General features: G+C 42.9%; 10 protein-coding genes. 7 read left to right on the top strand and 3 right to left on the bottom strand.

Annotated features, from left to right (window positions below):
• Positions 1-178 precede the first annotated feature (178 nt).
• From QZZ43_RS11730 to QZZ43_RS11705, 6 genes are all read left to right on the top strand, one after another.
• A complete protein-coding gene (locus tag QZZ43_RS11730) occupies positions 179-2,338 on the top strand; it encodes a starch-binding protein (RefSeq protein ID WP_291859415.1) in 2,160 nt (719 codons plus the stop codon).
• A gap of 339 nt (positions 2,339-2,677) precedes the next feature.
• Complete coding sequence (locus QZZ43_RS11725; protein WP_291859413.1) at positions 2,678-5,254, top strand: alpha-amylase family glycosyl hydrolase; 2,577 nt, start codon at positions 2,678-2,680, stop codon at positions 5,252-5,254.
• 365 nt (positions 5,255-5,619) lie between these two features.
• Positions 5,620-8,037, top strand: coding sequence for a cation-translocating P-type ATPase (locus tag QZZ43_RS11720; protein ID WP_291859411.1), 2,418 nt, complete (start codon positions 5,620-5,622; stop codon positions 8,035-8,037).
• 216 nt (positions 8,038-8,253) lie between these two features.
• On the top strand, positions 8,254-8,460 hold the full coding sequence (locus QZZ43_RS11715) for a heavy-metal-associated domain-containing protein (protein WP_291859409.1): 207 nt from the start codon (positions 8,254-8,256) through the stop codon (positions 8,458-8,460).
• Positions 8,461-8,497: 37 nt separating this feature from the next.
• Complete coding sequence (locus QZZ43_RS11710; protein ID WP_291859406.1) at positions 8,498-8,944, top strand: methionine-R-sulfoxide reductase; 447 nt, start codon at positions 8,498-8,500, stop codon at positions 8,942-8,944.
• Positions 8,945-9,044: 100 nt separating this feature from the next.
• Positions 9,045-9,464 (top strand): Dabb family protein, encoded by a 420-nt coding sequence (locus QZZ43_RS11705; protein ID WP_291859404.1) that lies wholly within the window; start codon positions 9,045-9,047, stop codon positions 9,462-9,464.
• Here QZZ43_RS11705 and QZZ43_RS11700 read toward each other — a convergent pair.
• On the bottom strand, positions 9,461-10,972 hold the full coding sequence (locus QZZ43_RS11700; RefSeq protein WP_291859401.1) for a right-handed parallel beta-helix repeat-containing protein: 1,512 nt from the start codon (positions 10,970-10,972) through the stop codon (positions 9,461-9,463). The two genes, QZZ43_RS11705 and QZZ43_RS11700, sit on opposite strands and share 4 nt — an antisense overlap.
• Positions 10,973-11,388: 416 nt before the next feature.
• On the opposite strand from QZZ43_RS11700, the gene QZZ43_RS11695 reads away from it, so the two are divergent.
• A complete protein-coding gene (locus QZZ43_RS11695; protein WP_291859398.1) occupies positions 11,389-12,108 on the top strand; it encodes a (Fe-S)-binding protein in 720 nt (239 codons plus the stop codon).
• A 458-nt stretch (positions 12,109-12,566) separates the two neighbouring features.
• On the opposite strand, the gene QZZ43_RS11690 is transcribed toward QZZ43_RS11695, so the two are convergent.
• Entirely contained in the window at positions 12,567-13,181 is a 615-nt protein-coding gene (locus QZZ43_RS11690; protein ID WP_291859395.1) for a hypothetical protein, read from the bottom strand.
• A 273-nt stretch (positions 13,182-13,454) separates the two neighbouring features.
• Positions 13,455-14,423 (bottom strand): ABC transporter ATP-binding protein (locus QZZ43_RS11685; protein WP_291859392.1); only part of this gene is annotated, 969 nt, incomplete at its 5' end.

Below are 14,423 nucleotides of genomic sequence, written 5' to 3'. Positions count from 1 at the left end.
AAACGATACCGCAAACGTTTGCGGTATCGTTTGCAGTAAAACACTCTATCTTTCTATCAATCAATACTTGTCATGTGTTAAAAAGTTTCTATTTTTGTTTTAAAATCAATTGCAAAACCGAGCAATTTACCAGGATTTACAATTTACTGATTTTAACACAATCCAAAACTTTTACCTTATGAAAAAAATCTACTACACACAGAGGCTGGTTTTATTTCTGCTTTTATTTTCATTTCTATCACCTGCAAAGGCGCAAGTCCCGTCACAGTCAACCGATGTGATGCTCCAGGGATTTGGCTGGGATACATACTCAGCAAGTAACTGGGCCACGCTTATCTCGCAGGCTCCTGAAATTGGCCAGAACTTCGACCTCATCTGGCTTCCGCCGAGCGGCAACGACCTAACCACCAATTCCATGGGCTACCTTCCGGTCTTTTATTTTGACCAGAACAGTTCTTTCGGAACCGAGAATGAATTAAAAACACTCATCCAAACCCTCAATGCAAACGGAACCAAAGCAATAGCGGACATTGTTATTAACCACCGAAATGGCGAAACCAACTGGGTGGACTTCCCCGACGAAACCTACAATGGAACCACTTTCTCCTGGGGCCTGGAAGCAATTTGTGAGGGCGACGAAGTAAAAGACCAGTCTTTACCCTATGCGAGCACCCCCACAGGCAATCCTGACACCGGAGAAAACTATGGGGCTGCAAGAGATGTGGATCACACAAAGTTGAGTGTTCAAAATACCATCAATGCCTATCTGGATTTTCTAAAAAATGAAATCGGGTATGATGGCTGGCGATACGACCTGGTTAAAGGTTATGCCGGCAGTTATACCGAAACTTACAACAACACAGCCAATGCATATTTGTCGGTGGGTGAATTCTGGGACAGCAATTACGATTTGGTAACCGGATGGATTGATAACACCAATGCAACCTCCACCGCCTTTGATTTTCCGGCAAAATATGCATTAAACAATGCCTTCAACAATGGCTATAACCTAACTGAACTGGTTTGGCTGAGTGGATCAGCAAACCAACCTGCAGGTCTCATCCACAACGATTATTACAAAAAGTATGCGATTACTTTCGTGGACAATCATGATACCGGCCGCTCAGACAATCCTTCAAGGTTTACTGGGAATGTTCTGGCAGCTTACGCATTTATCTTGTCCAGCCCCGGAATTCCCTGTGTTTGGATGAATCACTGGAATAATACCAGCTACAAAACAAAAATTAATGAATTAATAGAAGCACGCAAACTGGCAGGAATTCACAGCGAAAGCGCTGTAACCGTAAACCAAAGCGCCCAGAATCTTTACGTGGCCACTACTACCGGACTCACCGGTTCATTAATTGTGAAGATTGGTACCGGCAGCTATGATGCACCTGCCGGTTATACACTGCAAACCGTTGGAACGGATTATGCGGTTTGGACAAATGAAAGTAGCGATCCCCAACCGGATCCTGACCCCTCCTCTTCTATTACCATAAGGTTTTACAACAACAGCACCGCCTGGAGCAATGTTAATATTCATGCATGGGACGATGCCGGTGATTTAACCACATGGCCCGGAGAGGCAATGACAGATGAAGGAAGTAACTGGTATTCCTATACTTTCACGAATGTTACGGGATATCTGAATGTTCTTTTTAATGATGGTACCGAGCAGACAGTAAACATTACCAATATTAATGCTGATGCTTGCTTCAGCACCCTGGCAAGTAAATACGCAGATGGGAAATGGCCCCATATCGAAGTCAATTGCACCGATGGGGTCACAACGAACCCAATTTCAGTGGCCTATCAGAACACAGAAAACTGGCCAGATGTCTACATTTACACATGGGATGAAAATGGAGATTGGCAAACCGGCGCTTGGCCCGGAACTCTTCTTTCAGAATTTCAGGACGGATGGTATCGATATGACTTTGACACATCCTTGCAGCATGTGAATGTCATTTTCAATAACAACAGCGGTGCACAAACAGCTAATATTGAAGGTGTAACTTCCACCGGTTGCTATTCAGGTAATACAGCGGATTACGTGGAGTGCCCGTCGGTCATCACCTCGGTAGCAAAAATCCAAAAGTCCGGCAACCAAATGGAAATTTTTCCCAACCCGGTAAAAAACTTCATCAACATTCTCTCTGAGAAACAAATAACAAAAGTCTCTGTGGCATCCATCAATGGAAACATCACAAATATTTTTGAAAGTAATGATGAAACCCCACAATTCGATGTTTCTCACCTAAAACCCGGCATTTACTTCCTAATAGTACGCTATGCTTCGGGCAATGAAACCATTGGCAGCTTTATCAAGAAATAAAGCATTAACAAATTGCCCTTTTAAGACCATGTTGCGGGCGGTCTGGTCTCCCGGACTGCCCGTTATTTTTATTCCATCAGGAAAAAAATTTGTTTTGAAGTTCGGAAGTACCCACAACACTAAGTTTAACTCTTGCAATAATCTGATTACAAACCACTTACAAGGCGACTGAGTTTGAATTCAACTTCCGGACAATAAAAACTTTGCGCCTTTGCACCCCACCGTTAAATCATTTTTCAACGGACTATTGTAACCTAATACCCATTTGTATAACGAGGTCTTTGTGGCATTTCCTAAATCCAATTTCTGCATTCATTTAATTAATCTACCTGCTTAACCATGAAAATCAAAAAAACTTATATATACCCCGTCCTCATCCTGGCCCTTCTAATTCAGTCGTTTTCTCTCTTAAGCCAGGACTTTTCCCGAACTGACTTTCGCGACGAAACCATCTACTTCGTCATGACGACTCGTTTTTATGACGGTGACCCGGAAAACAATGTCCAATGCTGGGACGGAAAAAGCATGAACCAGGGCGATCCTGCATGGCGGGGCGATTTTAAAGGCCTAATCGAAAAGCTTGATTACATTAAAGCACTGGGATTTACGTCCATCTGGATAACACCAGTAGTTGAGAATGCCAGCGGCTATGATTACCACGGCTATCATGCCATGAATTTCGAAAAAGTCGATCCACGCTACGAGTCGGACGATGTACTCTTTCAGGATCTCATTGATGAGGTACACAACCGGGATATGAAAATTATTCTGGATGTGGTTTTCAATCATACCGGCAATTTCGGGGAAGCGTTCCTCTCCCCCATGTTCGAAAAAGATTACACCGCCGATTTAGCAAATCCTGATGCCTGCATGGTAAAAATACCGGGAAAACTTCCAGATAATTATGACAACCTGACTCCCGGAGAGCAATACCAGGCAAGACTGGCCTTGATGAAAAACACGGACGGGCAAAATCACGATTCTGACAATTATTACCATCATTTCGGAAATTTCAACTGGGACGACCTCACCTCTCAATGGGCTCAGATAGCAGGCGATTGCGTAGATCTGAATACCGAAAACCCCATAGTTTACAACTATATCATTCAGGCTTATTCTCAATTCATTGAAATGGGCGTTGACGGTTTCCGGATTGATACCGGACGCCATATCTCCCGGCTGGTATTAAACGAAGTATTGAATCCCGCGTTCAGAGCTGCTGCTGAAGCAGTGGGCAACAACAACTTCTTTATGTTTGCCGAAATTTGTACCCGCGACCGCAACTATTGGTACCGTGGAACTCCGGCCATGTCAACACCTTTCTATACCTGGAAAGATTCAAAAACCTATACCTGGAGCGATGATCCAACAGAATATCTGGACGTTCATGTACCGGATGGTGAGTTTCCGTTTATCAATCAGCAATCGTGCATTACCAATTTCAACGACAACACCAGTACCTCTACCCAACCCACCTCGGACAATGCTTTTCTAAATGGCAATGACTACCACACACCCGACTATTCCATGCACTCGGGGCTCAATGTTATTGATTTCCCCATGCACTGGAATTTTGAGAGTGCGCACAGTGCTTTTGGGGTGGCAACCGGTGGTGACTACACCTACAACGATCCCACGTTTAATGTGGTGTATGTCGATTCGCACGATTACGCTCCGGACCAGGCTCCTGAAGGAGAACGGTTTGCCAGACCCCAGAGCACCTGGGCAGAGAATCTTTCCCTGATGTACACTTTTCGCGGCATCCCTTGTATCTATTACGGAAGTGAAATTGAGTTCAAGAAAGGCTATCCAATTGACAGAGGCCCCACCATCGCCCTCAAAGAATCGGGACGTGCCTATTTTGGAGGTTACATCTCAGGCGACATCACCGTCAACGATTTTGCTGACTACACCAATGCATCGGGAAACATTTCTGTCACTCTTCAACACCCGCTGGCAAAACACATTCAACGACTCAGCAAGATCCGCATGGCGGTTCCTGCATTGCGCAAGGGACAATACTCAACAGCAAACATCAACAGTTCCGGTATCGCTTTTAAAAGAAGATATACCGACGAGGTGACTGACAGTTATGTGTGCGTCGCCATTTCAGGCGATGCAACTTTTTCAGATGTTCTGAACGGAACCTACACCGATGTGGTAACCGGCGATGTAAAAACCGTCTCCAACAATACTTTGTCCGTTTCTGCTTCCGGCCAGGGAAATATGAGGGCCTACGTTCTGGAAACCCAAAAAACACCAGCTCCAGGGAAAATCGGAGAAGATGGCAAATATCTTTATGGAAGCAGTCCGGTGGAAAGCAATCCGGGAGCCTATCCGGACGAAACAGAGCCCCTACTGGCCTCAACCGAAGATCCTGTAGAACCCACAGAGCCGGTTCTTTACGAGGACGAGCAGGCAATTTTCTTTGAAGCTCCAGACAATTGGGGAAGCAGCGTCAATGCATACATTTATTACGAGGATAATGGCAACACGGTTATAATTACTTCTGGTTGGCCGGGAGATGTCACCACAAGTCTGGGCAACAACATTTACAAATTCACGCTTGATGGAACAATCAACAACTGGAAAGTCCTTTTCACCGATGGCAGCAACCAGGCCCCGGCAAGTGTAGGTTTCGATGTCGTGAACGGTGGATTTTACACCACCGCAGGATTAAGCCACATACTTGGGGCCACCCCCACCGCTATTCGGAAAATCCCCAGTAATCAACTGGTTTTCTTTTCCAACAGCGGGGTCTTGTTCGCACAAAGCCACGTAGAAGGAGACTTCCCCGTTTACACACTGACCGGGAAAATAATCAGAACCCTTAAAATCCGGCAAGGGCGTAACGCATTTCATGGAATTCCAGGAGGCATATACATTATAAATCATCAAAAGGTATTGGTCAAATAAGATTTAAAACCTCACATTATTTAGTTGATTTACACACCAATACGAATTGATTACAGCCAGCTTCAAGCCGACATAATTTACAATAGGCAAAACATCACAGTCAACGAAACCAGTTGAAGCTGGCTAAAACTTCATTGGTTAGTACTTATTTTAAGCCTTATAAATTCTGGTTTTGATTGAGGGTCTCTCTACGGGAGAAACCCTCAATTTTTTTAGCCCATAATTCTTATATGCCTGATATGGTTCAACCATTTATGTTTCTTATGTGGTTTAACACCCCTCCTGCCCCCTGTAAGTTTTTCCGAAAATAGTGTAAAGCTCCAGCACACTCCTTGGATTATCTTTGTATAAAAACAAACAACGATATGCCCGACAAAAAAAATAAATGGATAATTCCCATAGCAACATCCAGCAGTGATGTTCAGGAATCAGTGGTGGCAAAAGCTTTTAAGGACATTGATGCTGTTGAGGCATGGAATTGGGAACCCAACAACCAACGAATTGTATTTCAAAGTAATGCCACAAAAGCACTGGGAAAAGTCGTTAAAAATCTTCAACATGTTGGCATTGAACCGGTAGTCAGCGAAAAGTCACTTCCGGTGGATGGGATGTCATGTGCGGCTTGTTCTTCCAGTGTGGAAAGTATGCTGAATGCTCAACAGGGGGTGTTGGATGCCTCGGTTAACCTGGCCCAAAACACCGTAAAAGTGAAATGGGTACCTGAAAACATTGGACTTCCGGCAATTAAAAAGGCCATTCAATCGGTGGGCTACGACCTGATTATTGATGAAAAAGAGAGTAGTGATGAAGCCATGGAAGAAACCCGTCGTAAGAAAAGCATCCAAACGCGGAAGCGGCTAATATGGGCTGGGGTTTTAGCCTTCCCCGTATTCCTGATAGGGATGTTGTTCATGAATCTCCCTTACGCCAATTACATCATGTGGGCCTTGACCACTCCCGTTCTTTTTGTTTTTGGACGTCACTTTTTCATCAATGCCTTTAAGCAGGCACGCCATGGAGCCGCTAATATGGACACACTGGTGGCACTTAGTACCGGTATGGCCTATCTTTTTAGCAGTTTCAACACGCTTTTCCCCGAAGTCTGGATTTCTCAAGGACTGGAAGCTCATGTCTATTTCGAGGCGGCAGCGGTCATTATCGTTTTCATTATGCTGGGCAAATGGCTCGAAGAACGTGCCAAGGAAGGCACCTCATCTGCCATCCGCAAACTCATGGGGCTGCAACCAAAGAAAGTTTTCAAATTGGCCGATGACGGTTCCTGGAAAGAGACAGACATTCATCTTGTAGAAAAAGGAGATATTTTAAGAGTGAAACCCGGAAGTAAAATACCTGTGGACGGAGAAGTTACGGATGGCTCCTCTTTTGTGGATGAAAGTACAGTGACAGGTGAATCCATGCCGGCGGAAAAAAGCTCAGGAGCAAAAGTATTTACAGGAACTGTGAACCAGTCAGGAAGTTTCAGCATGAAAGCCGAAAAAGTGGGTGGCGATACTGTATTGGCTCAAATCATCAAAACAGTACAAGACGCCCAGGCAACAAAAGCTCCTGTACAGCGAATGGTTGACAAAGTGGCCTCCATCTTTGTTCCGGCGGTGATGGCAACTGCTTTGCTCACATTTATCGTATGGATGACATTTGGAGGAACCGAATATCTTACCCAGGCACTGCTGGCAACCGTTTCGGTTCTGGTCATTGCATGCCCCTGTGCATTGGGACTGGCAACTCCAACGGCCATCATGGTGGGTGTGGGAAAAGGCGCAAATAAAGGAATTCTGATCAAAGACGCCACCAGCCTTGAAAAAGCACACAAAACCAATGTTGTGATTTTAGATAAAACGGGCACCATTACAGTAGGAAAACCTGAGGTGACCAATATGGAGATAATTTCCCCGCAACATAGCAAACAACAAATCGAAGGCATGCTTCACGCTGTGGAGAGTCATTCAGAACACCCTCTGGCCGGAGCAATTATTCAGCACCTTGAGAAAAGTGAATCTATTGAAAAATACCAAATTGATCATTTCCAGAATCTTTCAGGGAACGGTGTCAGTGCGGAAATCGGTGAAACAAAAATCCTTATTGGAAATGAAGCCCTGTTGTTTCAGCACAACATTAATGTCTCCGACTCTTTGTCAGCAAAGAACGAGGCAAAAACGGTCATTCTAATGGCAATAAATAACGAAATGGTTGCCATTCTTGCCATAGCAGACAAAATCAAGGATTCCTCCAGGGATGCTATCAATCGTCTGCAGAAACAAGGCATTGAAGTCTATATGCTCACCGGAGACAATCGGGAGACAGCAAAAGCAGTTGCCAATGCTACAAACATCAAAAATTTTAAAGCACAGGTGATGCCCAATGAAAAAGCAGCTTTTGTCAGGGAACTTCAGCAACAAGGCAAAATTGTCGCTATGGTGGGCGACGGCATCAACGATTCCGAGGCCCTGGCGCTGGCCGACCTGTCCATTGCAATGGGCAAAGGTGCCGATGTTGCCATGGATGTGGCCGCCATGACCATTACCTCTTCCGATCTGATGAAGATTCCAGAAGCAATGCGGTTGTCTGACAAGACAGTGAAAACCATCCGTCAAAACCTTTTCTGGGCATTCTTTTACAATGTAGTGGCCATTCCGGTTGCTGCTGGGGTACTTTTCCCAATCTCCGGATTCTTACTGAATCCCATGATTGCAGGTGCGGCAATGGCATTCAGTTCAGTTTCGGTTGTCAGCAACAGTCTGCGCCTCAAAAGGGCTAAAATTTAACCCACCGCAACCAGGTAAAATAAGGTCATTTTTAATACAATAGTCCGTTAAAAAAAACATAAACGCAAAGACGCAATGACGCAAAGTTTTTATTATGAGAGAGTTATGCATCATATTGCGAGCCATGTAAACCATTGACTATCAGACACTTCTAATCCCGAAGCTTCGGGATGACGGAGTGTTGTTAATAGTAATAAACATTTAAAGAAACAGATTATGAAAACACTTAAATTCAAAACAACCATCAAATGCAACGGCTGCATCAACACCGTAACTCCTTTTCTTGAAAAATCAAACAATATCAATAAGTGGAGTGTTGATTTAGAGAGTCCCGACAGAATACTGACGGTGGAGACAGAAGGAGATCCCAATGAAGTTAAAGAACTTCTTAATGAAGCCGGATATAAGGCAGAAGAATTCTGAGTTCTGAACTCAAAACCCGAAACGAACAAACACTCTCATGAAAGCATTAATAACCATATTATTAATCATATTCACAGGCTCAGTTATGGCACAAAACGACAGCACACGCTTCAACTTTAAACAGTTGACGCCCGAGGAAGAGCATGTCATCATCAATAAAGGAACAGAAAGGCCTTTTAGCGGAAAATATTACCAGCACGAAGAAAAAGGCATCTATACCTGCAAACGTTGCGGAGCACATCTTTACCATAGCAGTGATAAATTTGATGCACAATGCGGCTGGCCAAGCTTTGATGATGAAATTGAAGGGGCGGTAAAACGCCAGACCGATGCAGACGGACGTCGCACCGAAATCACCTGTGCGCAATGTGGAGCACATTTGGGTCATGTTTTCCTGGGAGAAGGCTTTACCCAAAAGAACACCAGACATTGCGTGAACAGTATCTCAATGGAGTTTATTCCTGATTCGACTGCTCATCAATAAAAATTACTTAAAAGCAGAGGTTCACTAACACAAAGTTGCTACTTTTGAGAAAGAATAACTTGTTTCCCGATTAGATATGGATAATTAATTCACAACTACCATGAGCGACAGACGAACATTTCTGAAAAAGGTAGCCGCAACAATTAGTCTGGTTGGTTTATCATCTTACTCACTCAAAGCGCAGAAATCCATGAAACCACTATCAAATATCCTGATTCATCATGTCTATTTCTGGTTAAAAAACCCGGAGGATAGCAAAACCCGTGAGCAATTTGAGAAAGCTCTGAAAAAACTGGTGACTATTGATGAGATAAAGAACTTTCACCTCGGTGTTCCGGCATCAACCGAAGAACGGGATGTGGTGGATCATTCCTATTCATATTCCTTAATGGTAATTTTTAACAGCAAAAAAGACCAGGATATTTATCAGAAACATCCTATTCATCTCGATTTTGTTAAGCATAACGAGCAACTTTGGGAAAATGTTAAGGTATTTGATTCGGTAGATATGAAACCTTAATTAAGAACAATTTTGGAAATATTCAACACCTTTCCATTTTGTCCAAGTAAAGTGACCACATAAATACCTTTTCTCAACCCAGAGGTCAAAAAAGTCATGTGATTCTGATAATTTCCAGGGCGTTTATCTACTTCCAATGCACCGGTAATGTTGTATAATACTCCAGTAAACCGGGTTGTATTATCAGTACTTACAACTATTTGACCTGCATCGTGACGGTACCATATTTTAAAACCCGTATTATCAGGCCTCTCAGCCATGACAGTTGACACAAAAGCACTCTCTAAAGCTCCTTTATCTATTCGCCCCTGTTGAATGCGGGCATTTCCTGCCAGGTCGGTCAACGGCAAACCTAATCCGGATGCATCTTCCGTGCCTGAATTGATACAAGGGGATTGTTCGCTAAGTTGCCAATTGGCAATATTCCCGTCGGCAAAGAGTCCGGTTCCACCCGACGGAGCCACAAATTCCGGATCACCATCAACCATCCCGGTCCAGGTATAGTCCAGGGGCAGACCGGTAACAGAAGCCAGGCCACCTTCAATCAAACAATTCCTGAAAACCGGAACATAAGGCTCGCTAACAAAATCAATAGCCGCAGGGTTACCTGAACCATTTTCATTACCGTAAATGATGTTATTGACAAACAAAAAATTCTCCGTGTAGGAAGAAACATTAAGTACTGCTCCTGAAGAGTTATTTGCCAGATTATTGACAAAAGTATTTGAGATAAACGAAATATTATTCGAAGATGACTGACTGATGGTTACGGCACTTCCGTAATTGGATTCGTTATTGGCAAAAACAGAACCAGAAACAGTTAACCCACCGGCAAACTCAGCATGTATTGCCCCGCCTGTATGGGAATTGTTATTATAAAAAGAACAATTTTCTATCTTCAGTTCATGTCCATCTGAGTTAACGATATGAATGGCACCTCCACCATTAAACTCGTTTGTTAGGTTTGAAATAAAAACACAGTTTTCAAGAACAAGTTGGGAATAGGCAGAATTAATTGCGCCACCATAGGATTTCGCCTCATTATTTTCAAAAGTACAATTACGAAATACAACATTAGAATGATATTTGAGATACACAGCCCCTCCTGATGTTTCTTCAACCTCAGTTCCATCGGCCTTTCCATACTCAAACCTTGTGTATTCAAATGATGAAAGAACATCATCCCCGACACCACTGTTAAAATAGATTCCTGGCCAACCCATCGAAGGAGTCGCAGCTGTAAAAACAATTTCATTCCCTGTGGCTCCGTTTGCCAGAATGCTACCGTTGGCATCAACCGTTATCTTAACTTGGTCAGCAACAACAATTCTGGTACCGGCAGCAATAGTTACAGATGCAGAAATACTTAAATCATCTGTTACGTTTACTTGTTCCGGGCCCCAGTTGGTCGCTGTGGATATAGAACCGGATACATCAAGGCCGTAAAGTTGTTGCGACATCAGTGCAAACACACAAAACGAAAGTAAAAAGCAGTAAATTTTTCTCATGGGGTATAGTTTTGGATGGTTAAATTATAAAATAATTCTTTTATAAACAACTCGCCACCAACACACTGATTCTTTTTTTTAGGTTTTAAATAGTTGGTATCCGGCAAAAAGATTGAGATTGCTTTCCCTAAGTCGGAATTCGACCCCCTTTAACTATTTTATATGGAATAGGTTCAGTAATTTCGAGGCCCAATGGCCGAAGCAATCTTTAATGAAAAAAGACATTTCTAACAATTACTAAAGTATACGACACCTTCAGTGTCGATATTTTATATTGTTGCACACAACTATAAACATAAGAGCCCTTCAGGCTCAGTTTCTATCAAATAGAAAAAATGACTCAGATATTTATACCTTGCTGAACGCAGTATTATTCGCGCTAAACATTAAATTTGTATCAAAGACAAATAAAAAATATGACCGTAGATCTTTTTATTCCCTGCTTTATCGATCAACTATATCCAAAAACCGGTTGGAATGTGGTTAAAGTTCTGGAAAAAGCAGGAGCCCAGGTTCAATACAATCCAAATCAAACCTGCTGCGGCCAGCCCACTTTTAACAGCGGATACTGGAATCACTCGCGAAAAATTGCCGAAAAATTTCTAAAAGACTTTCCCCACGACCGTCTCATTGTGGTACCCTCTGCTTCATGTGCAGGTTATGTTCGAAATCATTACCGGGAGTTATTCCAAAATGAACCAGAGAAACAAGCAGATGTGGAAAGAGTAGGCAGAAACATCATTGAATTTACCGACTTTCTGGTTAATACGCTCGGGATAGAAGATTTAGGTTCCTCGTTTTCTCACAAAGTTACATTTCATGATGGCTGTTCTGCCTTGAGGGAGTATGGGCTGAAAGATGAACCCCGGAAATTATTGGCAAATGTGGAAGGGTTGGTATTGCGGGAACTACCTGACAACACAACCTGTTGCGGTTTTGGCGGAACTTTCATGGTGAAGTTTGTTCCGGTATCCGCAGCAATGGTGGAACAGAAAGTAGAAAATGCATTATCCACAGGAGCAGAATTCATTGTTTCCACGGAAGCCTCGTGCCTGATTAATATTGAGAGTTACATCAAAAAGAACGAGCTTCCCATTAAAACTTTGCATATTGCTGATGTGCTGGCGAATTTTTAATTTCAGGAAGGGTTGATGTCTGAATGAAGATCCAATATTGAAATAACAGCCAAAGAATAGTCATAACACATTCAGAGTAAATCAAATGCTTTCGACGATCTTATGGCAGACTAAATAATTGCGAAGAATCATGGCTTAAGTTTATAGTCGCGTGTGTATTTTTAGAGATGGCTTCTCCCGGTCTCGTGCCTCATCGGGATCGCATTGACGCTCTTTCACTTTTATATGGAAGAGGTTGGCAGATGGCAGGGCTAAGAAACTGCCCTGCCATCTGCCAACTCTTCTCTGTTACCCGAAGATTTGGTCATTGCGAGGGCCATACCCGAAGCAATCTCTAATGACAAAAACGCATAATTAAACTACAGCCACAATCATTTATAAAACTCAGGATATCAGAATTATATAATTCCTCTTACTTCCGGCATCTTTGAATCCAATGATCTGTCTTTTATTCCCCCCTACATTACCTCAATCTCTCCCAGCTTATTCAATTCTGTCAGGATTAATTTTGGTTTCATATACACGCGTCTTTTAAACTCACGATATTTATCGTCAACATCTGATTCTTCGAGGACATAAGCACTCCAATAGTAGAGAAAAAACCCAAATCCGGCATCAATAACCATCTGATCAATTTCGTGCTCAAATTTTTGTTTGCCGTTTTTGGAAAGGTACTGCCATCCCCGTTCCACGAGTCCACCAAAACCACGCTCCTGATAATCGCGCACATGCATGAATTCATGAGCAATCAGCCCAATCCGGGCCTCGTGAGGAACATCACGAAACAAAATACCTGAAAAATTCTCGCGATTATTGATACACAATACATAGGTGCGATTTTCAGGTTTCTTAAAGAAGGAGAAGAATGAAGGCCGCATGGCCATGGTTGTTCCAATACGTTTTTCCTTTACCTTAATTTTAACATCAAGAATATCATCAAGACTGTCACTCAGAAAAACAACCAGGGAATCGTACTTTTCGGGAAAATCCCAGTTTTCAGGAGTTTGTCCTTTCAACAAACCGCTTGATATCCCGACAATAAAGAAAAACACAAAAATTATAAATCGTCTCATCTTCACACACCTATTTAGTGCCAGCAAGAAAACTAAGGTTTTTTTAGTCTTTGATAAGAAAGCGCCAAATACAAGGCTTTCGAAGTTTTTGAATCCTAAGAGTCCCGATTTTGCTTTTTGTTGGTTTTTAGGATAAAAACCTTACAAAAGCCACTTCGGGATAACTGATTCAAAAACGAGAATAACGCAGTAGTTAGTGTTTTCTTGCAAAGACTTTTTACTTTTGACGATACGAAAAAACAAAACAAGAGTTACAGAAATTGCTCAAACAAACTATCTCATCTGCAAATCATTGAGTTTTTGATAAATCCCCTTCATGGAAATCAGTTCATCATGCGTGCCGGTCTCCACAATTTCACCTTCATGGAATACATATATACAATCGGCATTACGCACTGTTGACAAACGGTGAGCAATAACAATAGAAGTCCTGTGGGCCATCAGGTTTTCCAGGGCTTCCTGCACCAGCTTTTCCGATTCGGTATCCAGTGCTGAGGTAGCTTCATCGAGAATCAGAATCGGAGGATTTTTAAGTACCGCACGGGCAATACTGATACGTTGACGTTGTCCTCCCGAAAGCCGACCGCCACGATCTCCAACGATGGTTTCATAACCATTGTCGAAAGAGACAATAAAATCATGCGCATTGGCCACCCGGGCCGCCTCTTCCACCTTTTCAGGGGTAGCATCGTCCACCCCGAAGGCAATATTGTTATAAATGGTATCATTAAACAAAATGGCATCCTGATTTACATTACCCATCAGGTCACGGAGATCATGAATTTTCAGGTCACGAATATCCTGCCCGTCAATCAGAATGGAGCCTTCCAATACATCATAAAATCGCGGCAGCAAGTCAACAAATGTAGATTTACCACTCCCCGACTGTCCTACCAAAGCAATGGTTTGCCCTTTTGGAATGTTGACATTTACATTTTTCAGAACCGGTGCCTCATTGTAAGCGAAGGTAACATTCCGGTATTCAACACCACCGGCGACTTCATTGATGCTGTGAGCATTATCTTTTTCCTGGATAGCCACATTGGCACTAAGGATATCATCAATCCTGTCGTAAGCAGCCATTCCTTTCTGAATACTGTACATCGCCTTGGAAAAAGCTTTGGCAGGATTAATAATCTGGTAAAAAATACCAAGGTAAGCAAGGAACTCAGCTGCATTCAGGGAATCAGGATCAGCCAGAATCAGGGTACCTCCATACCACACCAAGATCGGAAGAGCGTC

This window comes from Marinilabilia sp. (genome assembly GCF_016278715.1).
Taxonomy (GTDB): domain Bacteria; phylum Bacteroidota; class Bacteroidia; order Bacteroidales; family Marinilabiliaceae; genus Marinilabilia.
Note: the sequence above shows the minus strand (reverse complement) of the source record. Positions and strands in the feature narration are given on the sequence as shown.